General features: G+C 65.4%; 27 protein-coding genes. 16 read left to right on the top strand and 11 right to left on the bottom strand.

Features of this window, described 5'->3' with window-relative positions; genetic code table 11:
• Positions 1-19 precede the first annotated feature (19 nt).
• The 5 genes from Q7C30_RS08570 to Q7C30_RS08550 all read left to right on the top strand — a co-directional run bounded on the left by Q7C30_RS08570 (position 20) and on the right by Q7C30_RS08550 (position 3,901).
• On the top strand, positions 20-736 hold the full coding sequence (locus Q7C30_RS08570) for a TetR family transcriptional regulator (RefSeq protein ID WP_295481290.1): 717 nt from the start codon (positions 20-22) through the stop codon (positions 734-736).
• 30 nt (positions 737-766) lie between these two features.
• The gene (locus Q7C30_RS08565) at positions 767-1,315 is read left to right on the top strand and encodes a hypothetical protein (RefSeq protein WP_317871262.1); all 549 of its coding nucleotides are present in this window, start codon (positions 767-769) and stop codon (positions 1,313-1,315) included.
• A 90-nt stretch (positions 1,316-1,405) separates the two neighbouring features.
• Positions 1,406-2,683 carry a flavohemoglobin expression-modulating QEGLA motif protein gene (locus Q7C30_RS08560; RefSeq protein WP_039575801.1) on the top strand — a complete coding sequence of 426 codons (1,278 nt, stop codon included), beginning with the start codon at positions 1,406-1,408 and terminating at the stop codon, positions 2,681-2,683.
• Entirely contained in the window at positions 2,655-3,578 is a 924-nt protein-coding gene (locus Q7C30_RS08555) for an alpha/beta hydrolase (RefSeq protein WP_029613479.1), read from the top strand. The genes Q7C30_RS08560 and Q7C30_RS08555 overlap by 29 nt, the downstream gene beginning before the upstream one ends.
• Positions 3,575-3,901 carry a hypothetical protein gene (locus tag Q7C30_RS08550; protein WP_029613480.1) on the top strand — a complete coding sequence of 109 codons (327 nt, stop codon included), beginning with the start codon at positions 3,575-3,577 and terminating at the stop codon, positions 3,899-3,901. Before Q7C30_RS08555 ends, Q7C30_RS08550 begins: the two co-directional genes overlap by 4 nt.
• A 64-nt stretch (positions 3,902-3,965) precedes the next feature.
• Here the strand turns inward: Q7C30_RS08550 and Q7C30_RS08545 are convergent, their stop codons facing one another.
• Together Q7C30_RS08545 and Q7C30_RS08540 are read right to left on the bottom strand one after the other, a co-directional pair.
• Positions 3,966-4,748, bottom strand: coding sequence for an OmpA family protein (locus tag Q7C30_RS08545; RefSeq protein WP_029613481.1), 783 nt, complete (start codon positions 4,746-4,748; stop codon positions 3,966-3,968).
• 51 nt (positions 4,749-4,799) lie between these two features.
• Positions 4,800-5,213, bottom strand: a complete 414-nt coding sequence (locus Q7C30_RS08540) for a DUF4398 domain-containing protein (RefSeq protein ID WP_317871261.1) — start codon at positions 5,211-5,213, stop codon at positions 4,800-4,802.
• A 374-nt stretch (positions 5,214-5,587) separates the two neighbouring features.
• Between Q7C30_RS08540 and ppc the strand changes: the two genes are divergently transcribed.
• The 7 genes from ppc (at position 5,588) to Q7C30_RS08505 (ending at position 12,733) form a co-directional block, all read left to right on the top strand.
• Entirely contained in the window at positions 5,588-8,215 is a 2,628-nt protein-coding gene (gene ppc, locus Q7C30_RS08535) for a phosphoenolpyruvate carboxylase (protein WP_317871260.1), read from the top strand.
• A gap of 259 nt (positions 8,216-8,474) precedes the next feature.
• Positions 8,475-9,125: an adenylate kinase gene (adk, locus tag Q7C30_RS08530; RefSeq protein WP_039575810.1), complete on the top strand. Its 651-nt coding sequence runs from the start codon at positions 8,475-8,477 to the stop codon at positions 9,123-9,125.
• An 89-nt stretch (positions 9,126-9,214) separates the two neighbouring features.
• Positions 9,215-9,883, top strand: coding sequence for a tRNA (adenosine(37)-N6)-threonylcarbamoyltransferase complex dimerization subunit type 1 TsaB (gene tsaB, locus Q7C30_RS08525; protein ID WP_317871259.1), 669 nt, complete (start codon positions 9,215-9,217; stop codon positions 9,881-9,883).
• Between the two features lie 129 nt (positions 9,884-10,012).
• Positions 10,013-10,303 (top strand): hypothetical protein, encoded by a 291-nt coding sequence (locus Q7C30_RS08520; RefSeq protein WP_029613483.1) that lies wholly within the window; start codon positions 10,013-10,015, stop codon positions 10,301-10,303.
• Positions 10,304-10,306: 3 nt separating this feature from the next.
• A complete protein-coding gene (locus Q7C30_RS08515; protein ID WP_317871258.1) occupies positions 10,307-11,176 on the top strand; it encodes a DUF72 domain-containing protein in 870 nt (289 codons plus the stop codon).
• 31 nt (positions 11,177-11,207) lie between these two features.
• Positions 11,208-12,038: an isocitrate lyase/phosphoenolpyruvate mutase family protein gene (locus tag Q7C30_RS08510; RefSeq protein ID WP_317871257.1), complete on the top strand. Its 831-nt coding sequence runs from the start codon at positions 11,208-11,210 to the stop codon at positions 12,036-12,038.
• 5 nt (positions 12,039-12,043) lie between these two features.
• Positions 12,044-12,733, top strand: coding sequence for an extensin family protein (locus Q7C30_RS08505; protein ID WP_295481295.1), 690 nt, complete (start codon positions 12,044-12,046; stop codon positions 12,731-12,733).
• Between the two features lies 1 nt (position 12,734).
• Here the strand turns inward: Q7C30_RS08505 and Q7C30_RS08500 are convergent, their stop codons facing one another.
• Entirely contained in the window at positions 12,735-13,358 is a 624-nt protein-coding gene (locus tag Q7C30_RS08500) for an energy transducer TonB (RefSeq protein WP_317871256.1), read from the bottom strand.
• 94 nt (positions 13,359-13,452) lie between these two features.
• Here Q7C30_RS08500 and Q7C30_RS08495 point away from each other — a divergent pair, with 94 nt between their 5' ends.
• Entirely contained in the window at positions 13,453-14,241 is a 789-nt protein-coding gene (locus Q7C30_RS08495) for a class I SAM-dependent methyltransferase (RefSeq protein WP_317871255.1), read from the top strand.
• A 28-nt stretch (positions 14,242-14,269) separates the two neighbouring features.
• On the opposite strand, the gene Q7C30_RS08490 is transcribed toward Q7C30_RS08495, so the two are convergent.
• Entirely contained in the window at positions 14,270-14,905 is a 636-nt protein-coding gene (locus Q7C30_RS08490) for a TetR/AcrR family transcriptional regulator (protein ID WP_317871254.1), read from the bottom strand.
• Between the two features lie 158 nt (positions 14,906-15,063).
• On the opposite strand from Q7C30_RS08490, the gene Q7C30_RS08485 reads away from it, so the two are divergent.
• Both Q7C30_RS08485 and Q7C30_RS08480 read left to right on the top strand, forming a co-directional pair.
• Complete coding sequence (locus Q7C30_RS08485; RefSeq protein ID WP_317871253.1) at positions 15,064-16,161, top strand: efflux RND transporter periplasmic adaptor subunit; 1,098 nt, start codon at positions 15,064-15,066, stop codon at positions 16,159-16,161.
• A 6-nt stretch (positions 16,162-16,167) separates the two neighbouring features.
• Positions 16,168-19,230, top strand: a complete 3,063-nt coding sequence (locus tag Q7C30_RS08480) for an efflux RND transporter permease subunit (protein WP_317871252.1) — start codon at positions 16,168-16,170, stop codon at positions 19,228-19,230.
• Positions 19,231-19,266: 36 nt separating this feature from the next.
• On the opposite strand, the gene Q7C30_RS08475 is transcribed toward Q7C30_RS08480, so the two are convergent.
• The 3 genes from Q7C30_RS08475 to Q7C30_RS08465 form a co-directional block, all read right to left on the bottom strand.
• On the bottom strand, positions 19,267-19,959 hold the full coding sequence (locus Q7C30_RS08475) for a pseudouridine synthase (RefSeq protein WP_317871251.1): 693 nt from the start codon (positions 19,957-19,959) through the stop codon (positions 19,267-19,269).
• Positions 19,960-19,968: 9 nt separating this feature from the next.
• Complete coding sequence (locus tag Q7C30_RS08470) at positions 19,969-20,190, bottom strand: cysteine-rich CWC family protein (RefSeq protein ID WP_039575835.1); 222 nt, start codon at positions 20,188-20,190, stop codon at positions 19,969-19,971.
• Between the two features lie 84 nt (positions 20,191-20,274).
• A complete protein-coding gene (locus tag Q7C30_RS08465; protein ID WP_295481301.1) occupies positions 20,275-21,408 on the bottom strand; it encodes an enoyl-CoA hydratase/isomerase family protein in 1,134 nt (377 codons plus the stop codon).
• A 128-nt stretch (positions 21,409-21,536) separates the two neighbouring features.
• Between Q7C30_RS08465 and ung the strand changes: the two genes are divergently transcribed.
• The gene (ung, locus tag Q7C30_RS08460; RefSeq protein WP_029613490.1) at positions 21,537-22,229 is read left to right on the top strand and encodes a uracil-DNA glycosylase; all 693 of its coding nucleotides are present in this window, start codon (positions 21,537-21,539) and stop codon (positions 22,227-22,229) included.
• Between the two features lie 12 nt (positions 22,230-22,241).
• On the opposite strand, the gene Q7C30_RS08455 is transcribed toward ung, so the two are convergent.
• From Q7C30_RS08455 to Q7C30_RS08440, 4 genes are all read right to left on the bottom strand, one after another.
• Positions 22,242-23,273, bottom strand: a complete 1,032-nt coding sequence (locus Q7C30_RS08455; protein ID WP_317871250.1) for an AbrB family transcriptional regulator — start codon at positions 23,271-23,273, stop codon at positions 22,242-22,244.
• Positions 23,266-24,780 carry a tripartite tricarboxylate transporter permease gene (locus Q7C30_RS08450; RefSeq protein WP_116887677.1) on the bottom strand — a complete coding sequence of 505 codons (1,515 nt, stop codon included), beginning with the start codon at positions 24,778-24,780 and terminating at the stop codon, positions 23,266-23,268. Before Q7C30_RS08450 ends, Q7C30_RS08455 begins: the two co-directional genes overlap by 8 nt.
• Before the next feature lie 3 nt (positions 24,781-24,783).
• Positions 24,784-25,242: a tripartite tricarboxylate transporter TctB family protein gene (locus Q7C30_RS08445; protein WP_029613905.1), complete on the bottom strand. Its 459-nt coding sequence runs from the start codon at positions 25,240-25,242 to the stop codon at positions 24,784-24,786.
• An 84-nt stretch (positions 25,243-25,326) separates the two neighbouring features.
• On the bottom strand, positions 25,327-26,307 hold the full coding sequence (locus tag Q7C30_RS08440) for a tripartite tricarboxylate transporter substrate binding protein (RefSeq protein WP_039575844.1): 981 nt from the start codon (positions 26,305-26,307) through the stop codon (positions 25,327-25,329).
• Positions 26,308-26,386 lie beyond the last annotated feature (79 nt).

The following is a 26,386-nucleotide window of genomic DNA, read 5'->3' as shown; positions in this document are numbered from 1 at the left end:
ATTTCGTGAGGTACTTCCCGTGACACCCGCAACTGCCCCGCAAGGGGCTGCCGGCGTGGCCAATGCCGTCGCCGAGAGCGTCCAGTATCAAGGCCGCAAGGCCAGTCGCCAGGGCAGCGAGCAGCGCCGCCAGCAGATCCTCGACGCCGCCATGCGCATCGTCGTGCGTGATGGTGTGCGCGGCGTGCGGCATCGCGCTGTGGCCGCCGAGGCCGGTGTGCCCCTGTCGGCCACCACCTATTACTTCAAGGACATCGAGGACCTGCTCACCGACAGCTTCGCCCAGTACGTCGAGCGCAGCGCCGCCTACATGGCCAAGCTGTGGGCCAACACCGAAGGGGTGTTGCGTCATTTGCTCGCCCAGGGCGATTGCAGCGCCTTGTCACGGGCGCGTCTGGCCGACGAAGTGGCGCGCATGACCGCTGACTATGTGAGCCGCCAATTGCTCAACCGCCGCGACTTCCTGCTGGCCGAACAGGCGTTTCGCCAGGAGGCGTTGCTGTGTCCGCGTCTGGCCGAACTGGTGCGCGCCCATGAGCAGATCCTGCTGCATGGTGCGCGGCAGATGCTCGAGGTGGTCGGCTCGCGTCAGCCGCAACAGGACGCCCTGGTGTTGACGGCCATCATCGAGCAGATGGAATATCAGGGCCTGCTCGATGCGCCCGATGCCCAGGCCGACGAACAGATGCTCGCTATCCTGACCCGCTATCTGCACTTGGTGCTGGCTGCGGTGTAAGGCATAGCCGATTTCTTCAAGGAGAACCCGATGAAAGCCTGGCGTGTGCTGTTGCTGACCCTGTCGTTCCTGCTGCTGGGCGGATGTCTGGTGACGTTCGACGAACCGCTGGCGGCGCACCAGGCGGCGCCCAAGGGCCTGGTGGGTCACTGGAGCAGCAAGGATGCCTGGGGCCAGCCGCTGCAGTTGACCATCAGCCGCACGGTTGGCGACACCTACAAGGCGGTGGCCCGCACCCAGGGCAAGGCGCCACAGTCCTACGACTTCACCGTGTCGCGCCATGGCAACCGCTGGTATCTGTCGGCGGCGGTGCCCAAGTCCTTGGGTGGCCACTATGTGATCGGCGGCTTCGAACTGATCGATGGCAAACAGTTGGTGGTCTACAACCTGGACGTGGAACAGATGCAGCAGGCCGTGGACAAGCAGGAACTCAGTGGTCGCCGCACCGAGGTGCCGCAAGACAACGGCGCGGGCGTGTTGATCGACAGTTCGGCCGAACGCGTTCTGGCATACCTGGACGACCCGGCCAACTCCGACCTGTTCGTGGAAGCGGCGCGGTTCCAGCGGACCAGCAAATAAACCTGCCGGACGCTTTGCGGCTGAAGCGTTCGCTATTGGCCTCAAAGCTATAGCCCGGCACGGCCAGCGTTTTTCAGAAAGGAGTTCCCGGTGGACGATTACCAACAGACCATCCGCGCGCTGTCCGACCGTATCGTCGCCGCCCAGACCCCGATACGGGTGCTGGATGCGGTGAAGTGGGACGACGGCATCCGCCAGGGCTTCTACAAGACCAAGGGCAAGGAACCGCCGGCGGTAGATCGCGCCTACTATCAAAGCCGGCCGCTGTCATTCGACTCCAGCGCGGTGAAAGCCGAATTCCAGAGTATCGAGCGCGACATCACCCGCCAGCTCGGCCAGTTCAACCCAGTCGGGCAGATCATGCGACGCATGTGCAAGGAGTACCGCATGGTGGTGCGCATGCTCGAAGCGCGCGGCACCGAGGACTTCGGCCTGATCTCCCAGGAGCTGTACGGCGCCGCGTCCGATGCCTTCCACGCGGGTGACCCGACCCTGGCCGACCTGGGGCTGATGCTTTCGGATTACCTGAACAACATCGACGGGCGCGGCGACCTCAAGGACGAGCCGAAGAACCTCACGGCCAAGGAAGCGGTGGAAATTCTCCAGCGTCGCCTGAACAAGGTGTTCGGCGAGGCGGAAGAAACCATCCGCGTGTTCGAGTCCGACGGTATCGTCGCCGATGCCGCGGCCGGTGCCGACTACATCAAGGTGCGCAGCGACGCCCTGTTCAACAGCCGGGACGTGCGGGCGCTGGAGGTGCATGAAGGGCTGGTGCATGTCGGCACCACCCTCAACGGCCTCAACCAGCCCATCTGCACCTTCCTCTCCAAAGGCCCGCCATCGTCCACCGTGACCCAGGAGGGCCTGGCCATTCTCATGGAGGTGATCGCCTTCGCCTCCTACCCTAGCCGCTTGCGCAAACTGACCAACCGTACCCGCGCCATCCACATGGTGGAGCAGGGCGCCGACTTCATGCAGGTCTACGCTTTTTTCCGCGACCAGGGCTTCGAAATGGCCGACAGCTACGGCAATGCCAGTCGCGTGTTCCGTGGTTCCGTGCCCAATGGCCTGCCATTCACCAAAGACTTGTCCTATCTCAAGGGCTTCATCATGGTCTACAACTACATTCAGTTGGCCGTGAGGAAGGGCAAGCTGGAGCAGATCCCGCTGCTGTTCTGCGGCAAGACCACGCTGGAAGACATGCGCACGTTGCGTCAATTGGTCGAAGAGGGCCTGGTGGCGCCACCGAAGTACCTTCCCGAGCAGTTCCGCGACCTTAACGCGCTGTCGGCCTGGATGTGTTTCTCCAACTTCCTCAACCACCTGAGCCTCGATCGCATTGAAGCCGACTACGCCAACATTCTCTGAGCGCTGCCGTACGCTGTTGCTGGGGCTCGGCCTGGTGTGCCTGGCCGGTTGCAGCAGTCTGCTGTTCTACCCCGAGCCCGGTCAGCCGTTCACGCCAGAGCGTGCGCAGTTGCAGTACCGCGACGTGACGCTGACGGCGCGCGATGGCACGCGCTTGCATGGCTGGTGGTTACCGGCCAAAGCCGGCGTCGCGGTGAAGGGTACGGTGCTGCACCTGCATGGCAACGGCGGCAACCTGGCCTGGCACCTGGGCGGTAGCTACTGGCTGCCTGAGCAGGGCTATCAGGTGCTGATGCTCGACTACCGGGGCTATGGCCTCTCTGCCGGCAAGCCTACGCTGCCGGCGGTGTACCAGGACATCGAAGCCGCTTTGGATTGGCTGGGGCAGGCGCCCGAGGTCCAAGGCAAGCCGCTGGTATTGCTGGGCCAGAGCCTGGGAGGGGCCATGGCCATCCACTATCTGGCCGAACACCCCCAGCAACGCCAGCGCTTCAGCGCCCTTGTGTTCGACGGCGTACCAGCCAGCTACCGCGATGTCGGGCGCTTTGCCTTGAGCACCTCGTGGATGACTTGGCCGCTGCAGGTGCCGCTGTCCTGGCTGGTACCCGACGGCGACAGCGCGATCCGTTCCATCGAGCGTCTGGACAGCCCACCGAAGCTGTTCTTCCATAGCATCGACGACAACCTGGTGCCGATGGCCAACGGCATCCGGCTGTATCAGCACGCACCGCCGCCGCGCGTGCTGCAACTGACCCGGGGCGATCATGTGCAGACCTTCGCCGACCCGACCTGGCGTCAGGTGATGCTGCGTTTTCTCGACGATCCCAGCCATTTCAACGGCCTGCGCCGATTGGCGGAAGTGCCGAACTACCCTGACGAGAACCACCCGCAATGAGTGAAGAACGCAACGCCATCCCGCTGATCCTGACCGGTGTAGGCACCATCATCGTCACCGTGGGGGCCTTGTGGTACTACGGTTACCTGCACTTCGCCAAGCCTGAAGACGCGCTGCTGCTGCAGGACTACACCATGCTCAAGACCATCCCGGGCGAAGACTACAAGGTATCGCTGGAGCCCTCGCCGCAATTGGCGCAGTGCGTCGACGGCGTGCTGGTGCTGTTCGATACCCAGCAGAAGGGCCTGACGGGCGTGCTGGTGGACAACCGCAAGCGGGCGATCCGCTGCATGGGTCAGGACACGCCGCAACAGGTGCAATAAAACCTGCAGGCATGAAAAAACCCGCCATCGAGGCGGGTTTTTTCATATTACCGAGCAGACGCTATCAACGGATGGTCGAACGCGGCGCTACCGGTTGGTTGTCGTTGGAGATGGTGACTTCCACGCGACGGTTCTGGGCACGGCCAGAATTGCTGGAGTTGTCCGCAACCGGATACTCCTTACCGTAACCCTGGGCGACGATGCGCGCTGGGTCGATGCCGGCACGTACCAGGGCCATGCGCACGCTGTTGGCGCGACGCTCGGACAGGCTCTGGTTATAGCTCTGCGAACCGACGCTGTCGGTGTAGCCTTCGACGATCACCTTACGCTCTGGATTTTCCTGGAGGAAAGTGGCCAGGGTGGTGATGTTCGGCAGGGCGCTGCTCTTGAGCTCAGCCTTGTTGAAGTCGAACAGCACGTCGCCGAAGGTCACCAGGGTGCCGCGGTCGGTCTGCTTGGCGTTGAGCTTGTCCTGCAGGGCTTTGATCTGCGCGTCGCGGGCGTCCAGCTTGGCCTGGGCGCGCTGGGCGGCGGCGTTCTTCAGGTCAGCTTCGGCGGTACGCAGGGCGATGGTCTGCTTGGCCACTTCGACACGTTGGTTGGTCAGATAGGCCAGTTGGTCGACCTTCTTCTCGTCTTCGCGGTCCATGTAGGCCTTGTCGGCCTTGTTCAGCCAGTCCTGGGCGTCCTTGGTTTCCAGCGCCGCGACTTTGCTCGCCTGCGGATCGCTCTGCAGCGACGAGAAGTTGGTGCGGGCCGATTCCAGGTTGGCGTTCGGGTCGTGCGAGCACGCAGCCAGGCCAACGCTCAGGGCCAGAAGGGCGGGGATCATTACGTAGTTGCGCATAGTGTTCATCCTTTGATCGATAACGAAGGCAGGTGGGCGGTCAGGCAGGCCTTACTGGGCGCTGCGCAGGCCTTCCTCACGCACGTCATTGACGCCTTGGCGGGCATCCTGCACGGCCTTCTGGGCCTTGGCTGCCTGGGCCTTGCGCTCGGCGACGCGGGCGTCCCACTCGGCCTGTTCGGCCAGGCGCTTGGCTTCGTCGTACTTCTTGTCATGCATGGCGATTTCGGCCTGCTTGAACTTGTCCTGCGCAGCTTTCATCTCGACTGCGGCGTACTCGGTGCCGCCGGCGCTGACCGCAGAATTCACGGCGGACTGGGTCACGGCGTACTGTTCGGTCGGCGGATTGCCAGCACAGCCGGCCAGGACCAGGCTGCTGCCCAGGGCCAGCGCGGCCAGTTTCAGCCCGCGCAGTGAGTTGGACGGGAAGTTTGCGGTGCGGGTCTTCATGGTGGTCAACTCCATTGGAACACTCCTGATAACGATGTCCGTGACAGTCCATCGCTCCCTGACATCACATAGGCTTGTGCCGGTGCACCAAACACCATGGGCGCAGGGTTTTTGCGTGATGGCTATTGGCTCCGACTTGAGCGATTCAAGAATAGTTCAGAAAAAACTTAGCTAGGCAACGCAACTTTTTCTGACTGATCGGTCAGTGCGCACAGGCCGCTGACTCAAGCCCATCGCACGTGCCACGGCGCGGTCTGTGTTGAGAACCGCGGCAGGTTGCAATAGTTGCATTGGCGTGGCGTCGCTTGTCTTGGCGGGCGGTCGTGGGCACTCTTGGCGGATCGACCGGGATGCTGGCGCGGGGTGACCGCGCGATCTAAGGAGAGCCAATGACCGATATCGATGTGCGCTTGCGTGAAGATGTCCACCTATTGGGTGAGCTGCTCGGGGAAACCATTCGCCAGCAGCATGGCGAAGGTTTTTTGCAGAAGATCGAGGACATTCGCCACAGTGCCAAGGCCGATCGCCGCGGTGCGGGCGAGCAGTTGAGTTCGACCCTTGCCGATCTGGCCGATGACGACCTGCTGCCGGTGGCCCGTGCGTTCAACCAGTTCCTCAACCTGGCCAACATCGCCGAGCAGTACCAGTTGATCCATCGGCGCGGTGCCGAGCAGCAGGCGCCCTTCGAGGAACGCGCCTTGCCAGAACTGCTGGCACGGCTGCGCCAGGCCGGGCATGACGATCACACCCTGGCCCGGCAGTTGGCCGAACTGGACATCCAGTTGGTGCTGACGGCGCACCCCACCGAAGTGGCGCGGCGCACCTTGATCCAGAAGTACGATGCGATCGCCGCCCAACTCGCCGCCCAGGACCATCGCGACCTCACGCCCGCCGAGCGCCAGCAGATTCGCGAGCGGCTGCGCCGTCTTATCGCCGAGGCCTGGCATACCGAGGAAATCCGTCGTACCCGGCCCACCCCGGTCGATGAAGCCAAGTGGGGCTTTGCAGTGATCGAGCACTCGCTGTGGCAGGCCATTCCCAATCACCTGCGCAAGGTCGACCAGGCCTTGTTCGACGCCACCGGCCAGCGACTGCCGCTGAGCGCCGCGCCGATCCGCTTCGCCTCATGGATGGGCGGTGACCGCGACGGCAACCCCAACGTCACCGCGCCTGTAACCCGTGAGGTACTGCTGTTGGCGCGCTGGATGGCGGCTGACCTGTTCCTGCGCGACATCGATGCGCTGGCGGCGGATTTGTCCATGCAGCAGGCCAGCGCCGCGCTGCGTGAAGTGGTCGGTGACAGCGCCGAGCCCTATCGCGCGGTGCTCAAGCAACTGCGCGACCGCTTGCGCGCCACCCGCGCCTGGGCCCATGCCTCCTTGGCCGGGCCACAGCCTGCTTCGGCGCAGGTGCTGGTCAACAACCGCGAACTGATCGAGCCCCTCGAGCGATGCCATCAGTCGCTGCATGACTGCGGCATGGGCGTGATCGCCGACGGTCCGCTGCTCGACTGTCTGCGCCGGGCGGTGACCTTTGGCCTGTTCCTGGTGCGCCTGGACGTGCGCCAGGACGCAGCCCGGCACCGCGATGCACTGTCGGAAATCACCGACTACCTGGGGCTGGGACGCTACGCCGACTGGGACGAAGAGCAGCGCATCGCCTTCCTGCAAGCCGAACTGGCCAATCGTCGACCCCTGCTGCCTGGCTATTTCCAGCCCGAGGCGGACACCGCCGAGGTGCTGGCGACCTGTCGCGAGATCGCGGCGGCGCCCGCTGCCTCGCTGGGGTCCTACGTGATTTCCATGGCCGGCGCGGCCTCCGATGTGTTGGCAGTGCAATTGCTGTTGAAGGAAGCCGGGCTGACCCGGCCGATGCGCGTGGTGCCGCTGTTCGAGACCCTGGCCGATCTGGACAACGCCGGCCCGGTGATGGAGCGCCTGCTCGGTTTGCCCGGTTATCGCGACACGCTGCACGGTCCGCAGGAAGTGATGATCGGCTATTCCGACTCGGCCAAGGACGCCGGCACCACGGCGGCGGCCTGGGCGCAGTACCGCGCACAGGAAAACCTGGTGCGGATCTGTCGTGAACATGAGGTCGAATTGCTGCTGTTCCATGGCCGCGGCGGCACCGTCGGGCGTGGCGGTGGTCCTGCCCACGCGGCGATCCTGTCGCAGCCCCCGGGCTCGGTGGCCGGACGCTTCCGGACCACCGAGCAGGGCGAAATGATCCGCTTCAAGTTCGGCCTGCCGGGCATCGCCGAACAGAACCTCAACTTGTATCTGGCGGCGGTGCTGGAGGCGACCTTGCTCCCGCCTCCGCCGCCGCAGCCCGCCTGGCGCGAGGTGATGGACCAGATGGCCGCCGACGGCGTCCAGGCCTACCGCGCGGTGGTGCGCGAGAACCCGGATTTCGTCGAGTATTTCCGGCAGTCCACGCCCGAGCAGGAACTGGGACGTCTGCCGTTGGGTAGCCGGCCTGCCAAGCGCCGCGCCGGGGGCATCGAGAGTCTGCGGGCGATCCCATGGATCTTCGGCTGGACCCAGACACGGCTGATGCTGCCGGCCTGGCTGGGCTGGGAAACCGCGTTGAGCAACGCTCTGGCCCGGGGGCAGGGTGACCTGCTGACGCAGATGCGTGCGCAGTGGCCGTTCTTCCGTACGCGTATCGACATGCTGGAGATGGTCTTGGCCAAGGCCGATGCGGAAATCGCCAAAGCCTACGACGAACGTCTGGTGCAACCGCAACTGCTGGCGTTGGGGTCGCATCTGCGCGACCTATTGTCGCAGTCGTGCCAGGTGGTGCTGAGCCTGACCGGCCAGCCGGTGCTACTGGCCCACAGTCCCGAGACCTTGGAATTCATCAGTCTGCGCAACACCTACCTGGACCCGCTGCATCGCCTGCAGGCCGAACTGCTGGCCCGCTCGCGGGTGCGCGAAGCCGCTCTGGATAGCCCATTGGAGCAGGCCCTGCTGGTCACCGTGGCCGGCATTGCGGCGGGTTTGCGCAACACCGGCTGAGGTGCCGAGGCACCGTCGAATGCGCGCAAGCGACGGTGTCTTGCAAGGCGGTGCGGGGTGCGGTTGCGAGGGGCGCAACCCGCACTGAAAAGGGGCATGGCACGCCGGTCCGTGCCACTTTCGCACGCTTGTCTGGCTGACGGGCGCTGTGTATCTTGAGCAGCCTTTTGACCGATTTTCCGGTCTATCCGATTTTCCGGACTTGGCCCTGAACCGCCGAATCCACTGTTTTGCTATAAAAAAATATGAGGAGCACAAGATGCGCGTAATTCTGCTGGGAGCTCCCGGGGCCGGTAAAGGTACTCAGGCAAAGTTCATCACCGAAAAGTTCGGTATTCCGCAAATCTCCACGGGCGACATGCTGCGTGCCGCGGTCAAGGCCGGTACCCCGCTGGGCCTGGAGTTGAAGAAAGTCATGGATGCCGGTCAACTGGTCTCCGACGAACTCATCATCGGTCTGGTCAAGGAGCGCATCGCTCAGCCAGATTGCAAAAATGGCTGCCTGTTCGATGGCTTCCCGCGGACCATCCCGCAGGCTGAAGCCATGGTCGCGGCAGGCGTGGACATCGATGCCGTGGTGGAAATCGCCGTGGACGACGAAGAGATCGTCGGGCGCATGGCCGGTCGCCGCGTTCACCTGGCCTCCGGTCGCACCTACCACATCCAGTACAACCCGCCGAAGGTCGAGGGCAAGGACGACGTCACGGGCGAGGAACTGATTCAGCGCGACGACGACAAGGAAGAGACGGTGCGTCATCGCCTGTCGGTCTATCACACCCAGACCAAACCGCTGGTGGACTTCTATCAGAAGCTGTCCGCCGCGAATGACGGCAAGCCCAAGTACGCCCATATCGCAGGTGTCGGCTCGGTCGAGTCGATCACCGCCAAGGTACTGCAAGCCCTGAGCTGATCGTCCCTTGCAGTGCACCACGGCCCGCTTGCGGGCCGTAGTCGTTTATACTGCCGGCCTTTTCCCTTTCGCCTTTGGATACACGTTCGATGACCACCCTGCTGGCCCTGGATACCGCCACCGAAGCCTGTTCCGTCGCCCTGCTGCATGACGGCCAGGTGACCAGCCACTACGAGGTGATTCCGCGCCAGCATGCGCAGAAACTGCTGCCGATGCTCAAGCAATTGTTGGCTGACGCCGGGGTGGCCCTGAACGCGGTGGACGCCATCGCCTTCGGTCGCGGGCCGGGCGCCTTCACCGGCGTGCGCATCGCCATTGGCGTGGTCCAAGGCCTGGCATTCGCCCTGCAGCGTCCGGTGCTGCCGGTGTCCAACCTGGCGGCGCTGGCCCAGGGCGCGTTGCGTCAGCACGGCGTGCAGCAGGTGGCGGCGGCCATCGATGCGCGTATGGACGAGGTGTACTGGGGCTGCTACCAGGCCCAGGGCGACGAAATGCGTCTGCTGGCACCGGAACGCGTGATTGCCCCTGAACAGGTGGTGTTGCCTCAGGGCGGTCAGTGGTTTGGCGCCGGCACCGGCTGGGGCTACGGCGAGCGACTGGCGGTTCAGGTGGCCAGCCACGACGCCCAGGCCTTGCCCCATGCCCAGGACATCCTCAGCCTCGCCGCGCATGCCTGGGCGCGCGGCGAAGCGGTGGCCGCCGACCAGGCGCAGCCGGTGTATCTGCGCGACAACGTGGCCACACCAAAGGCGCGCTGAGTGCAGTTCGTCGGCTATTGCGGTTCGAGATAAACATTTGGCAAAAACTGTGGTCCAGTTATCACGGCCGCGTTGGTGATGGATGCCGGATGCTGCTAGATTGCCATTACTGTTTCTGAGTATGCCCTCATGCGCATCGACGGATTCTCCTCACAGCCGTACCCGGTCAAGCGCCCCCCGCGCAAGGGACCGGTGCGCGACGAGTCGATCGAAGACGCGCAGCTCGTCGAGGACGACGATGAAGCGGTGCAGGTCGCCCGCGCCCAGCGCCGCAGCGCTGGCCTGCCGGCCCGCCAGCAGGACATGATCTTCCCTCGGGCCCGTGATCGTCGCACGGCGACCGCCTTGGCCAGCTACCTGAGCACCGCCGGCTTCAGCGACTGGGAGATGGAAGTGCTGGGGCTCGACCTGTACATTTGAGCGATGAGCCCATCGCCACTGCCTTACCACCTCGGATGCCCGTCCTGGAGCGAAAACGCCTGGCGCGAGTACCTCTACCCCGTCGATTCGCGATCCCCGCAGTTTCTCGGGCTGTACTGCCAGGTGTTCAACGCTGTCGAGGGTAACACCACCTTCTATGCCCGCCCTGCACCCGCCACGGTCGAGCGCTGGGCGCAGTCGATGCCTGCAGGCTTCCGCTTCACCGCCAAGTTTCCCCGCGAGGTCAGCCACTGCGACGATCTGCGTCAGCAACTGGACTCGGCCGCCGACTTCACTCGCCTGTTGGCGCCGCTGGGCGAACGGGTATCGCCTTACTGGCTGCAACTGCCGGCATCCTTCGGGCCGGGACGTCTGGCCGAACTGAGCCAGTTCCTCGACGACATCGGCGTGCCCGTGGCGGTGGAGGTGCGCAACGATGCGTTTTTCGCCCGAGGCGACGAAGAACGGCTGCTCAACCGGCTGTTGCACGCGCGCGGGGTGGAGCGTATCTGCCTGGATTCGCGGGCATTGTTCAGTTGCACGTCGCGCTCGCCCGAGGTGCTGCACGCGCAGTCGAAGAAACCCAAGGTGCCGCCTCGGCCCGCAGCGTTCAGTCAGCATCCGCAGGTGCGCTTCATTGGTCATCCCGAACTGGACGCCAACGATCCATTCCTCACGCCTTGGGTGGACAAGATCGCCGAGTGGATCGAGCAAGGGCGCTGCCCGTACATGTTCCTGCACACCGCCGACAACCGCCTGGCCGCCGCCCTGGCGCAGCGTTTTCACCAGCGTTTGATGATGCGCTTGCCGGGCCTGGCCGCGTTACCGGAATTGCCTCGTGCGCCTGAGGTCGAACAACTGGGACTGCTCTGACACCCCTTTTGACCCTCCCGGAGACGTGATCATGGATGTGCAAACCCTGCGAGCCGAAGCCTTCAAGGCGCTGCACGCGCGCGATGGCGCTTTCGTCATCGCCAACCCCTGGGATGCGGGCTCGGCACGGATGCTGGCGGCGCTCGGCTTCGAAGCCCTGGCCACCACCAGTGCGGGGCTGGCCTTCAGCCTGGGGCGGCCGGATGCCGAAGGTGCCCTAGGCCTGGACGAAGTGCTCGACAACGCCAGGGGTATCGTCGACGCCACCGCGCTGCCCGTCTCCGCCGACCTGGAGAACGGCTTCGGCGACGCGCCGCAGGACTGCGCCAACGCCATTCTGCGCGCCGCTGAAGTGGGCCTGGTGGGCGCTTCGATCGAAGACGCCAGCGGCCGGGCCGATGCGCCGATCTACGAGTTCGCTGTGTCGTTGGAGCGGGTGCGCGCGGCGGTTCAGGCCGCGCGCAGCTTGCCGTTTGCTTTCACGCTATGTGCCCGCGCCGAGAACCTGCTGCACGGGCGCATGGACCTTGACGACACCATTGGCCGCCTGCAGGCGTACGCCGAGGCCGGGGCCGATGTGGTGTACGCACCGGGACTGCGCAGCGTCGAGGAAATTCGTGCGGTGGTGCAGGCAGTGGCGCCGACGCCGGTGAACGTACTCATGGGGCTGGCGGGAGTACCGCTGGGCGTCAATCAGTTGCAGGACCTGGGCGTGCGTCGCATCAGCGTCGGTTCGTCGCTGGCGCGTGCGGCGCTGGGCGCCTTCCAGCGGGCGGCGCTGGAGATTCGTGATCAGGGCACGTTCAGCTACGCCGACCAGGCGATGCCGTTCGACGCGCTCAACGACTTGCTGCGCCGCTGACTCGCGTGCGTCTGATCGCGCTGCTGCTCGGCGCCCTGTTGCTGGTCGGCGCGCAGGCTTGGTATCTGGGCTGGCGGCCACCGGCGCCGTGGAATCCCTGGGCGCCGCTGGATGTGCGGCAGCCGCCGAACCTGCTGACCGCCTGGAAACTCTCGCGTCTGCGCGATGACCCGGCGCTTTGCCGTCAAGCGCTGGAAACCTCTGCGCTGCGTTATCGGGCACAGGCCGACAGCCCGGCCTCAGCCGATTGTCCTTTGCGCAATGTCTGGCGTGTGGAAAGCGGTGAGGCACGCTTGAGCAGCAGTTTCATCGCCAGTTGCCCGCTGGCAGTGGCCTATGCGCTGTTCGAGATCCACGGTCTGCAGCCGGCCGCGCAGCGGGTGTTCGGGCAGCCGGTCACGCAGGTGGACCACCTGGGCAGTTTCGCTTGCCGCAATGTGTACCACCGGGCACAAGGCAGGCTCAGTCAGCACGCCACGGCAAACGCCCTGGACATCAGCGGCTTTCGTTTGAAAGATGGCCAGCGCATCGTGCTGGCGCGCGACTGGCAAGCGGGCGGAGCCAAGGCGCAGTTTCTGCGCGAGGTGCGCGATGCGGCGTGCGCCAGTTTCAGTGGCGTACTAGGGCCGGACTACAACGCCGCCCACGCCAATCACTTCCATGTGGACATGGGACGCTGGCAGGTCTGTCGCTGATTCAGGCGTAGGCGCGCACGTTGTTCAGCACCACCGGTCGCGCCCAGTGGGTATCGAATTCCAGCGCGTTCTGCTGCTGGGCCAGGGTGGACGCGTCGAAGGGTTCTGCTGCGGGCTCGAGCAACTGCGGCTCCAGCTCGGCGATCGGCAGGTGCAGCGGGCGCGGTGAGGGCGCAGGGCCTGGGGCGGGAAGGGGATGGCCCTGGCTCATCACCCGTGGCCGCAGCCAACTGCCGTCGAGGTCGAGCTGGCGCTGCTGCTCGATCAGTTCGCTGGCGCTGAACGGCTCCGGCGCAGGCGGCAGCAGGTTGGCCTCCAGCTCCGCCTTGGGCAGGAACAGCGGCTCGGGCGGACGCACTTCGTGGTCCTGCACGGGCAGCGCACGCTGGATTTCGATCAAAGCCAGGGCCTTGGCACCGCCCAGGGGTTCGCCGCTATCGTGATCGTACTGGCGGGTCAGCGCCTGGCTGAAGCTGTCCTGCTCTTCCTCGGAGCGCTCGGCCATGGCGCGGGCGAAGAAGTCCTGCCACAGGTGGCTGACGCCGCCCAGGGCTTGGGAATTCTGCCGACCGTAGTTGCCGACAGGCGACAAGTAGGTCAAACCGATGGGAAGAGTTTCTGACATGGCAAGTCGCGCGCGTTGTGCTCTGGCAGAATAGCGGATAGAGCTTCTATCGGCCGTGGCCGGGGTTTCATTAATTTTTTCGAGTGCAGGTCGCATGGCAGAGCAAGGGCAGGGCGCAGGTATCAGGGTCGAGGCAATGTCGGCGCCGTTTCACAGTCAGGCGCAGGCGTGGTCGCAGCGCCTGGGCCTGCCGTTGGTGGATGACGCGGCGGCGTTCGCCCTGCAGGTCGGTGCCGAGGGGCTGCAGTTGCAGCAATTAGGGCCGCAGGCACCGGGCGCGGTGCGCGTGGACTTCGTCGAAGGTCAGGCAGCCCACCGCCGGCTGTTCGGCGGCGGCAGCGGGCAGATGATCGCCAAGGCGGTGGGCATCGCCCAGGGTGTGCGGCCGCGGGTGCTGGATGCCACGGCCGGTTTGGGCAAGGATGCCTTCGTGCTGGCCAGCCTGGGCTGCCAGATGACCCTGATCGAGCGCCAGCCGCTGATCGCAGCATTGCTCGAAGATGGTCTGGCGCGAGGGCGTTCGGACGCTGAAGTGGCGTCGATCGTCGAGCGCATGCACCTGCTGACGGGTAACGCCATCGCGCACATGGGCGGATGGCAGGGCGAGGCGCCGCAGGTGATCTACCTCGACCCGATGTTCCCTCATCGCGACAAGAGCGCCTTGGTGAAGAAGGAAATGCGCGTGTTCCGTCCCTTGGTCGGCGACGACCTGGACGCTCCGGCGCTGCTCGAAGCGGCCCTTGCACTGGCGAGCCATCGCGTGGTGGTCAAGCGTCCGCGCAAGGCGCCGATCATCGACGGACCCAAGCCGAGTCACAGCCTGGAAGGCAAGTCCAGCCGCTATGACATCTACCCCAAGAAGGCGCTCAAGCCCCAGGCTTGATTCGACCGTGAAGCAGGGCGCGAATCGTTCAGGGCTCGCGCCGATACGCACGCATGAACAGCGCCACCACCTCGCGCAGATGCACCTCGGCCTCTTCGCCGGCCAAGGGCGGCGCGCAACCGAGCAGCAAGCGGTAATCCGGCGCCCCCTTGACCAGGCAGAAGAAGTGCTCCGCCGCCCTGTCGGGACGGTCGATGGACAGCATCGACCGTGCATCGACCTCCCGCAGCAATCCCTCCATGCCAGCCAGTACCCGCCTGGGTCCCGCCTCGTAGAAAAACTGCCCCAGTCGAGGGTCTTGATTACCCAAGGCCATGATCAGCCGTGTCAGCTTGACCGACTCGTCATTACTGATCAGCGCCTGGAAACCACGGGCTATGCTCAGCAGGACGTCTTTGAGGGAGGCGCCCTCTGGCAGCTCGAAGATCAGGTCAGGCAGTTGCGTCTGACAAGTCGCCATGACCGCCGTGCCGAACAGCGTCTGTTTGTCGTTGAAGTGGCTGTAGACCGTGAGTTTTGAAACACCTGCCGCCGCAGCGACCGCATCCATGCTGGTGTTGGCGTAGCCAAGGCTGAGGAACAGCGACTTGGCGGCTTCGAGGATGGCGTCGCGCTTGGCGAGATCCTTGGGCCGGCCAGGGCCTGTGGGTGCGTCGATGGGCATTGCAGTCCTTGTTTGTCCGAGGTGGCGCTCATCTTACCGGGTCATGCGGTCAATACGATTTTTCTCTAGGGCAACGGCTTCCCCGGTTCGGTTCCCTGACTTAATATACCCGCCAGTTCAATTATTAGAAGCGTCCCCTGCCAGGAAGGTCCGTCATCATGTTGCGTCACGCCTCGCCTCTGTTGTCGCTCGCTTGTGTCCTGCTGCTCACTGCCTGTGGCGCGGAGGTCGCGACGCCCGTCGCCCCGCGTCCGGCCCTGGTGATTCAGCCCCAGCCTGCCGTCGCCGCTGCCGACAGCTACCCCGGAGAAGTGCGCGCCCGCTTCGAACCGGCGCTGGCGTTTCGTATTGCCGGCAAGGTGAGCAAGCGCCTGGTGGAGGAGGGGCAGCGGGTCAAGGCCGACCAGCCACTGGCTGAGTTGGACCCCCAAGACGTGCGCCTGCAACTGGATGCGAGTCGTGCCCAGTTGGCAGCGGCCGAGGCCAACCTGGCGCTGGTCCGTGCCGAGCGCGATCGCTATCAGCGCCTGATCGACCGGCAGATGGTCAGCCGCTCCCAGTACGACAACGCCGAGAACCTCTACCGGGCCGGGCTCGCTCGCCTGAAGCAGGCCAAGGCCGAGGTCGATGTGGCCGGAAACCAGGCCGCCTACGCAGTGCTGCGTGCGCCGCAGGACGGGGTGATCGCCCAGCGTCTGGTCGAGGTCGGCCAGGTGGTGGCGCCGGGGCAGACGGTCTTCACCCTGGCTGCCGATGGCGAGCGGGAAGTGGCCATCGGCTTGCCGGAGCAGCAGTTCGCCCGTTTCGCCGTCGGCCAGCCGGTCAGCGTCGAGCTGTGGTCGCAGCCCGGCCAACGCTTCGTTGGCCGCATTCGCGAGCTGTCGCCAGCGGCCGATCCACGCTCGCGTACATTCGCCGCGCGGGTGGCGTTCGCCTCCACCTCGATCCCCGCGCAGTTGGGGCAGAGCGCCAAGGTGTACATCGCCGGCGCCGAGCGCTCGCCGCTGTCGGTGCCGCTCTCGGCCGTCACTGCCGAGCAGGGACAGGCGTATGTCTGGCGGGTCGGTCGCGACCATCGGGTGCAACGCGCGCCGGTGCGCATCGGGCCTTATGGCGCCGAGAGCGTGCCGGTGCTGGCCGGGCTCGACGCGGGTGACTGGGTGGTTGCCGCCGGCGGTCATGTGTTGCGCGAGGGCCAGGAGGTGAGGCCGGTGGATCGCAGCAACCGAGGGGTGGACCTGGCGGCCAAGGAGTAAGTCGCGATGGGGTTCAATCTCTCCGCCTGGGCGTTGCGCAATCGCCAGATCGTCCTGTTCCTGATGATTCTGCTCGCAGCCATCGGTGCTGTGTCCTACACCAAGCTGGGACAGAGCGAGGATCCGCCCTTCACCTTCAAGGCCATGGTCATTCGCACCCTCTGGCCGGGCGCTACCGCCGAAGAAGTGGCCCGACAGGTCACCGAGCGCATCGAGAAGAAGCTGATGGAGACCGGCGAGTACGACAAAATCATCTCGTCCTCGCGCCCCGGTGAATCCCAGGTCACCTTCATGGCCCGTGACTCGCTGCATTCGGCCGACATCCCGGCGCTGTGGTATCAGGTCCGCAAGAAGATCGCGGACATCCGCCACACCTTGCCGCCCGAGGTTCAGGGGCCGTTCTTCAACGACGAGTTCGGTACCACCTTCGGCAACATCTATGCGCTCAGTGGCGAGGGCTTCGATTACGCCGTGCTCAAGGACTATGCCGATCGCATCCAGATCCAGTTGCAGCGGGTCAAGGACGTGGGCAAGGTCGAATTGCTCGGCTTGCAGGACGAAAAGATCTGGATCGAACTGTCCAACACCAAGCTGGCCACTCTGGGCCTGTCGCTGGCTGCCGTGCAACAGGCACTTCAGGAGCAGAACGCGGTGAGCACCGCAGGCTTCTTCGAAACGCCCAGCGAGCGCCTGCAACTGCGGGTCAGTGGGCGCTTCGACAGTGTCGAGCAGATCCGCCAGTTCCCCCTGCGGGTGGGCGAGCGCACGCTGCGCATCGGCGACGTGGCCGACGTGCACCGGGGGTTCAACGACCCGCCCGCACCGCGCATGCGCTTCATGGGCGAGAATGCCATTGGCCTGGCGGTGTCGATGAAGGACGGCGGCGACATTTTGGTGCTGGGCAAGGCGTTGCAGGCCGAGTTCACCCGGCTGGCGCAGAACCTGCCGCTGGGCATGGCGTTGCGCAAGGTCTCGGACCAGCCCGCAGCGGTCAAGGCCGGGGTCGGCGAATTCGTCCAAGTGCTGGTCGAGGCGTTGGTCATCGTCCTGCTGGTCAGCTTCTTCTCCCTGGGCCTGCGCACCGGCCTGGTGGTGGCACTGGCCATTCCGCTGGTGCTGGCGATGACCTTCGCCACCATGCACTACCTCGGCATCGGCTTGCACAAGATATCCCTGGGCGCGCTGGTGCTGGCCTTGGGCCTGCTGGTGGACGACGCGATCATCGCGGTGGAAATGATGGCGATCAAGATGGAGCAGGGCTTCGACCGGCTCAAGGCGGCCAGCTACGCGTGGTCCAGCACAGCCTTCCCGATGCTCACCGGCACCCTGATCACCGCAGCGGGGTTCTTGCCCATCGCCACCGCAGCCTCGAGCACCGGCGAGTACACCCGTTCGATCTTTCAGGTCGTGACCATCGCACTGCTGACTTCATGGATCGTCGCCGTGCTGTTCGTGCCCTACCTGGGTGACCGGCTGCTGCCGGACCTGGCCAAGCGGCATGCCGCGCAGGGCGCTCAGCACGGTCCCGACCCCTATGCCACACCGTTCTATCGGCGCGTACGGGCGGTGGTGCAGTGGTGCGTACGCCGGCGCAAGACGGTGATCCTGCTGACCCTGGCGGCGTTCGTCGGCAGCCTGCTGTTGTTCCGCTTCGTGCCGCAGCAGTTCTTCCCGGCCTCCGCGCGCCCGGAGCTGATGATCGACCTGAAGCTGGCCGAAGGCGCTTCGCTGGCCAACACCACCGAACAGGTCGAGCGCCTGGAGGCACTGCTCAAGCAGCAGCCTGGCATCGACAACTACGTGGCCTACGTCGGTACCGGCTCGCCGCGCTACTACCTGCCGCTGGACCAGCAATTGCCGGCCACCAGCTTTGCCCAGTTCGTGGTGCTGGCCAAGTCGCTGGAGGACCGCGAGGTTCTGCGCCGCTGGGCCATCGCCACGCTGGACGACGAGTTTCCGCAGTTGCGCTGGCGCGTCACACGGTTGGAGAACGGCCCGCCGGTGGGCTACCCGGTGCAGTTCCGGGTGACCGGCGAGCACATCGACCAGGTGCGCGCCCTGGCCCGCGAAGTGGCGGTCAAGGTGCGCGACAACCCGCACCTGGTCAACGTGCACCTGGACTGGGAGGAGCCGAGCAAAGCGGTGTTCCTGGCGATCGACCAGGACCGCGCCCGCGCCCTGGGCGTGAGCACCGCGCAATTGTCCAGCTTCCTGCAGAGCGCCTTGAGCGGCAGCACGGTGAGCCAGTACCGCGAAGACAACGAACTGATCGAGATCTTGGTGCGCGGCACCGCCGAGACGCGTCGCGACCTGGGCAGCCTGTCCAGCCTCGCGGTGCCTACCGACAACGGCCGCAGCGTGGCGCTGTCACAGATCGCCACCTTGGAGTATGGCTTCGAAGAGGGCGTGATCTGGCACCGCAATCGCCTGCCGACGGTCACCGTGCGCGGTGATATCTATGGTAAGGAGCAGCCCGACAGCCTGGTCCGGCAGATTCTGCCGACCTTGCAGTCAGTACGTGAGCACCTGCCGGACGGCTACCTGCTGGAGGTCGGCGGCACGGTCGAGGACGCCGAGCGCGGCCAGCGTTCGGTGAATGCCGGCATGCCGTTGTTCATCGTGGTGGTGCTGACCCTGCTGATGGTCCAGCTGCGCAGTTTCTCGCGTACGCTGATGGTGTTCCTCACCGCGCCCTTGGGGCTGATCGGCGTGACCCTGTTCCTGCTGGTGTTCCGCCAGCCGTTCGGCTTCGTGGCGATGCTCGGCACCATCGCGCTGGCCGGCATGATCATGCGCAACTCGGTGATCCTGGTGGACCAGATCGAGCAGGACATCGCCGCCGGCCTGGACCGCTGGCAGGCGATCATCGAAGCCACCGTCCGTCGGTTCCGGCCCATCGTGCTGACGGCGCTGGCCGCAGTGCTGGCGATGATCCCGCTGTCGCGCAGCGTGTTCTACGGGCCGATGGCCGTGGCGATCATGGGCGGGCTGATCGTCGCCACGGCGCTGACGTTGCTGTTCCTGCCGGCGTTGTATGCCGCGTGGTTCAGGGTCAAGAAAGGCGACTGAGCATTATGCCGCTTGAAGGGGATCGATGCAGTCGGCTCACACCGCCGCGATCTCATCGGCGGTCAGCAGTCTGAAAGCACCAGGCGCCAGGTCCGGGTCCAGCGTGATCGGGCCCATGCGCTCTCGGTGCAGGGCGATCACTTTGTTGTCGAAGTGACCGAACATGCGCTTGACCTGGTGATAGCGCCCTTCGACGATCGCCAGTCGTGCGTTGCGCGGGCCGAGGATCTCGAGCTGGGCGGGCAGGGTGGTGAGGTCTTCGAACGCGAAGTACAGGCCGGCGCGGAAAGTCTCGATGTAGTGCGCGCCGATCTCGTCTTCGGTCTGCACGTGGTAGACCTTGGGCAGCTTGGTCTGCGGTTGGGTCAGGCGTCGCGACCACTGGCCGTCGTTGGTCAACAGCATCAGGCCGGTGGTGTTGTAGTCCAGGCGCCCGGCGATGTGCAGGTCGTCACGCAGTGGCGGGGGCAGTAACTCCAGCACGGTGGGGTGTTGCGGATCGCGTGTGGCGCTGACGCACCCGGCGGGCTTGTTGAGCATCAGGTAACGCGCTGCGCGTCCCGCCTGCAAAACCTGCTCGGCCACTTCGACCTGGCTGAACTCGCGCACTTCATGGCGCGGATCGGTGACCGTCAGACCGTCCACGCGCACGCTGCGTTGCGCCAGCAGGATACGCACCTGTTGGCGGTTGTACTGGGGAAAGTTGGCCAGAAACCGGTCCACGCGCATGGCGGGCGCTCAGTCGTGTTGCCGCGTGGCCGCGGCCTTGAGTTGCTCATCCACCGCGGCGCAGCGCGGGCACAGGCAGGATCGGTTGCGCAGCTCGGCGGGCAGGGCTTGGAGCAGCGCAGGATCGATACTGACGCTGTAGCACCAGCAGGCCTGGGTGGCGCTGCGGGGGTCGGCCAGTGCGCACTGGTTGGCGGCGCCACAGGCGGGGCAGCGTTGAGGGTCGTGCATGAGCGGGTCCGCAAAATCGTGTCTGGGGGCAGGCAGGCGCGCAGTATAGCGGCTACAGGCCGTGCCTCGCAGTGGCGTCATGCTTCAGGGACTGGCTCGCAGGCCGGACGGTTGCCCCAGGTCGGCCAGCGGATGTGCGCCCTCCCACACGGGACTGAAGTGCGCCTGGACGACCGCCCCCGGCACCTGGCCGACGTCCGGCCAATGCCAGCGCGGCTGCTGGTCCTTGTCGATCAAGCGCGCGCGCACGCCTTCGCTGAATTCCGGGTGCCGACAGCAGTTCAGGCTCATGGCGTACTCCATCTGGAACACCTGGGCCAGCGACAAGGTGCGGGCGCGCCGCAGTTGCTCCCAGAGCAGATGGCCGGTCAACGGGCAGCCCTGCTGCACGCGTTCGCCCGCGGCAGCCAGCAGTGGATCGGCGTGGCCTTGCAAGCCGCACACTGCACGCCAGGCCGCCACCGGATCGCAGACATCGAGCAAGGCGTCGATCTGCGCCCGACGCGGCAACCACTGCGGCTCGGGCAGCTCGGCGCGGGCCCGGTGCTGCTCGGCCCGCAGCAGGCTGCACAGCTGCAGTTCGGTCTGTTCCTGCCAGTTCAGTTGCAGCAACTCGTCGATCAGCGCGTCCTGCTGCCCTTCGCCGAGAAAGCGGTCGGCCAGGCCCAGGTCGAGGGCGTCGCGGGCGTTGATCGGCGAGCCGGTCAGGCCCAGAAACAGTCCCAGCTTGCCCGGCAGTCGACTGAGGAACCCACTGGCCCCGACATCCGGGTACAGGCCAATGCTCACCTCCGGCATCGCCAGGCGCGTACTGGGCGTGACGATGCGCAGGTTGGCGCCCTGCAACAGGCCCATGCCGCCCCCCAGCACATGGCCGTGCCCCCAGCACAGCAGCGGCTTGGGGTAGGTGTGCAGCAGATGATCGAGACGGTACTCGCGTTCAAAGAAGGTCGCGGCCAGCGGCGGCACGCCGCCGGGCGATTCGCGGCAGGCCTGGGCCAGGGCGCGGACGTCGCCGCCGGCACAGAAGGCCTTGGCACCGTTGCCGCGCAGCAGCACGCAGACCACCCCCGGATCGTTCGCCCACTCGCGCAGGCGCGTGTCGAGCGCCTCGATCATGGGCAGGGTGAGGGCGTTGAGGGTCTTGGCGGCATCCAGTGTGGCGATGCCGAGACGGGCGCCATCGGCGCCGGTGAGTAGCTCGCAGTGAATCGACATGAACCACCTCGCGCGAATCGTCGCTCAAGTATGGCTGGCCTGGCCGATCCTGCTGGTCATCGGTCGGCGCGATTGACAAGCTGGCACGGCTTTCCTAGTGTCGCGCCTCACCGATTCAGGATGGCACCATGACCGACGACGATCGCATCAAGCTCGAACCCAGCTGGAAGGCTGCGCTGCGCGCCGAGTTCGACAAGCCCTACATGCATCAGTTGCGCGAATTCCTGCGCGGCGAATACGCTGCCGGCAAGCAGATCTATCCGCCCGGTCCGCTGATCTTCAATGCCCTCAACAGCACGCCGCTGGAGCAGGTCAAGGTGGTGATCCTCGGCCAGGACCCTTATCACGGTCCCGGCCAGGCCCATGGCCTGTGCTTCTCGGTCCAGCCCGGGGTGCCGACGCCGCCGTCGCTGGTGAACATCTACAAGGAACTGCAACGCGACCTGAATCTGCCGATCCCCACGCATGGCTACCTGCAGAGCTGGGCCGAACAGGGCGTGCTGCTGCTCAACACCACCATGACCGTCGAGCGCGCCAACGCTGCCTCGCACGCCAAGAAGGGCTGGGAGCACTTTACCGACCGCATCATCGAGGTGGTCAGCGAGCAGTGCGAAAGCGTGGTGTTCCTGCTCTGGGGCTCGCACGCGCAGAGCAAGCAGAAGCTGATCGACGGCACCCGCCACCTGGTGCTCAAGTCGGTGCACCCCTCGCCGCTGTCGGCGTACCGCGGCTTCTTCGGCTGCGGGCATTTCAGCCGCGCCAACAGCTTCCTCGAGCAGCGCGGGCTGACGCCCATCGACTGGGCCTTGCCGCCGCTGTGAGGCGCGCGGGGCTCACCCGCGTCTGCGCACCCAGTAACGGAACAGCGGCTCCGCCAGGAACAGGACGAACAGCAAACGCATCACCTGTAGTGCAGTCACCAGCGGCACCGACAACTGCAAGGTCTCTGCGGTCAGGCTCATCTCGGCGATGCCGCCAGGCATCATGCCCAAGGTCAGCGAACGCAGGTCCAAGTGGCTGAACAGGCTCAGCACCCAGGCTGCGCCACCGGCGATCAGCATGCACAAGGCCGTGGCCACCAGGGTGCGGACAAGGAAGGCCGGGGCGCGACGGAAGAAGGCCCGGTTGAAATGGCAGGCCAGGCCGCTGCCGATCAGCCACTGGCCGATCTGACTGGCCCCATTGGGCAGACCGATGCGCAGATCGCCCGCCAGGCTGATGCTGGCGGCCACCAGCAACGGGCCGAACAACCAGGGGTTGGGCTGGCGCAGACGTTGCCAGAGCAACGCCACGCCGATGCTCAGCGGCGCGATCAGCGCCAACCAGCCCCAACTGACGCTGCCGGCGTGATCGAGCGCCACACCGTTACCCAGCAGCAGCTTGAACAGTGCCGGCACGCACAGCACCACGGCCAGTACCCGCAGGCTCTGGGCGGCGGCCACCTGGCTGAGCAGCGCGCCATTGCGCGCACCGAGGTTGACCATCTCGCCCGAGCCCCCGGGCATGCTGGCGAAGAATGCCGTGGCGCGGTCTTCGCCGGCGCGGCGCAGCAGCCAGACGCCGACCACGCTGGACAGGGTGGTCAGCAGGGCGCCGAAAAAGATCAGGCCGAAATGGCCGGCGACCTGCTCGATCACCTCAGGGGTGAAGTGCAGGCCGATGCCGATACCAATGACCCATTGCCCGCATTTGCGGCCGTTGGGAATTTCCGACAGTTGCCAGGGTGTCAGGCAGCGCACGGCGATGATCGCCAGTAGCGAGCCGACCATCCACGGCAAAGGCCAGCCGACCTGACTGGCGATGAAACCGCCCGTCAGGCCGACCAGCCCGGTTGCCCAGAACAGCGGCAACGACCGATCAGGCATCGGCCATGGCTCGGCGTTGCAGGCTGCGGCGGCGCCAGATACGCAGCAGCGGCAGGCTCATCATGCACAGGGTCAATGCCCACACGCCCAGGCTGATCGGGCTCGACCAGAGAATGCCCAGTTCACCGTTGGAGATCGACAGCGCCCGGCGCAGGTTCTGCTCCATCAAACCGCCGAGGATGAAGCCCAACAGGATCGGCGACAGTGGGAAATCGAGCTTGCGCAGGATGTAGCCCATGATGCCGATGCCGACCATCAGGAACAGGTCGAAGGTGGTGGCATGCACGGCGTATACGCCAATCGCGGTGATGATCGCGATCACCGGCACCAGCGCCCAGTTCGGCACGGCGAGGATACGGGTGAAGATGCGGATCATCGGGATGTTCAGGATCACCAGCATGATGTTGGCGATGAACAGCGAGGCGATCAGGCCCCAGACGATGTCCGGCTGCTGCTCGAACAGCATCGGACCTGGCGTGATGTTGTACAGGGTCAGCGCACCGATCATCACGGCAGTAGTGCCCGAGCCTGGCACGCCGAGGGTCAGCATGGGCACCAGCGCGCCGCAGCACGAGGCGCCGATGGCGGTTTCGGGTGCGGCCAGACCACGGGCGTCGCCTTTGCCGAATTTGCCGCTGGTGCCAGCGATGCGTTTCTCGGTCATGTAGGCCACGGCACTGGCCAGGGTCGCGCCCGCGCCGGGCAACACGCCCATGATGAAGCCCAGCAGACCACAGCGAATGTTCACCACGAACACCGAGGCCGCTTCCTTCATGTTGAACAGCATGCGTCCGGTGGCCTTGACCGCTTCGTGGCCATGGTGGGTCTTTTCCAGCAGCAGAAGAATTTCGCTGATGGAGAACAGGCCCAGCACCAGCACCACGAACTGGATGCCATCGGCCAAGTGCACGCTGTCACCGGTGAAGCGGTATACACCGCTGTTGGCATCGATGCCGACCGCTGAGAGGAACAGGCCGATCAAGGCGGCGATGAAGGTCTTCAACGGCTTGTCACCGGCCATCCCGCCCAGGCAGACGATGGCGAACACCATCAGCACGAAGTACTCCGCCGGTCCGAAGGCGATCGCCCATTTCGCCAGCAGCGGTGCGAACAGCACCATGCCGCAGGTGGCGATTAGGGCGCCGATGAACGAACTCCAGGCCGACAGCGACAAGGCCACGCCGGCCAGGCCTTGGCGTGCCATGGGGTAGCCGTCGAGGGTGGTCATCACGGTAGAGGCTTCGCCGGGGATGTTCAGCAGGATCGAGCTGATCCGTCCACCGTATTCGCAGCCCAGATATACCGCCGCCAGCAGGATCAGAGCCGATTCCGGCGGCAGACCGAGGGCGAAGGCGATGGGGATCAGCAGGGCCACGCCGTTGATCGGGCCCAGGCCCGGCAGCAGGCCGACCACGGTACCGATCAGCGTGCCGCACAAGGCCGTGACGAGGTTGTACGGGCTCAGCGCGACGCCGAAGCCCTGGCCCAGGTAGCTCAAAGTATCCATGTGTCAGTTCTCCAGTACGCTCAGCAGACCCAGGGGCAGGGGCACGTCCATCATCCGGTCGAACAACCAGTACAGCAGCAGGCTCATGGCGACCACCACCACGGCGCTGTGCAGCCAACTGCCACCGTACAGGCGCGCCATGGGCACGCCGACGAGCACGGCGCTGAGGATGAAGCCGAGCGATTCGAAGGTTGCGGCGAACAGAATCAGCAGGCCGATGCAGGCGACGATCTTGGTCAGGGTTTCGCGATCCAGGGCCGGTTCATCGTCCTTGCGCACGATGGGCGTGGGGCGGATGGCCAGGTACAACAGGCCAAGCCCCATCAGACCGAGCATCAGCAGCGGGTAGGCCCGTGGGCCGACAGGTTCGTAGGAGAAAGCGGCCTGATAGGGCCAGGCCATCACGGCCAGGGCCGCGCAGACCGCGAGCATGGCCAGGGCGAAGAGACGTTGCAGGATCATTGCTGAGTCCTCAGTGAACGCGGAGCCTGTGGCCGCAGCGAAGGATCGCCGCGGCCACAGGAAGCGCTGAAAGGTCGTGGTGGCTTACTGGATCAGGCCGAATTCCTTGGCAAGGGTCTTGTAGTCGGCCACTTGCTTCTTGACGTAGGCGTCCAGCTCTTCGCCGGTCATGGCGAAGGGGAACAGTTCGCGCTGGTCACGCAGCTTGGCGAAGTCTTCCGAGGCCAGCAGCTTGTCGAACGACGCTTTCCACCAGTCGTATTCTTCATCGGTCACCTTCGGCCCGAGGTAGAAGCCGCGCACCACCGGCCAGACGATGTCGTAGCCCTGTTCACGGGCGGTCGGAATGTCCTTCATCTCCGGCTCGTCCAGGCGGTTTTCCGAGAACACCGCGAGGATGCGCATGTTGCCGCTCTGGATGTGCGGCATGGAGTCGGAAATATCGGTGGAACCGACCTGGATATGGCCGCCGAGCAGTGCCGTGGCGATTTCGCCGCCGCCTTCCAGGGCTACGTAACGCAGGTCGCGCGGGTTGATGCCGGCAGCCTTGGCGATCAGCGCGGTCTGCATCCAGTCCTGGCTACCGACCGTGCCACCGGAGCCGATCACCACGCTGCCTGGGTCCTTCTTCAGTGCTTTGACCAGGTCATCCAAGGTCTTGTAGGGCGAATCGCTCTTGACCGCGATGGCGCCGTAGCTGGTGCCGACGGCGGCCAGCCATTTCACGGCGTTCTCGTCGAAGCGGCCGAACTTGCCCTGGGCCAGGTTCAACAACGAGCCACTGGACCAGGCCACCAGGGTGCCGGCATCCGCCGGGCGCTGGGCGACCACGGCGTTGTAGGCCACTGCGCCGACGCCGCCGGGCATGTAGGTCACGCGCATGGGCTTACTGAGGATCTTCTCCTGCACCAGAGCGCTCTGCGCCAGTTTGCAGGTCAGGTCGAAGCCGCCACCGGGCGAGGCCGGGGCGATGCATTCCGGGCGTTTGGGTTCGGCGGCCAGGGCGTTGCCCGCCAGCAGCAGGCAACCGGTGGCCAGGACGAGTCGGCGCAGTGAAGGGGTCATGATAGGTCTCCGTGAACGTTGTTGTTATGGGGTGTCACAGGGTCAGGCGTGTGCTGATCGGCAGGCGCACTTCATCGCC

Origin of the sequence: Pseudomonas sp. RAC1, from assembly GCF_030658255.1 — a bacterium.
Taxonomy (GTDB): domain Bacteria; phylum Pseudomonadota; class Gammaproteobacteria; order Pseudomonadales; family Pseudomonadaceae; genus Aquipseudomonas; species Aquipseudomonas boreofloridensis.
The sequence above is the reverse complement of the archived record's forward strand: the minus strand, read 5'-3'. Positions and strand labels throughout refer to the sequence as shown.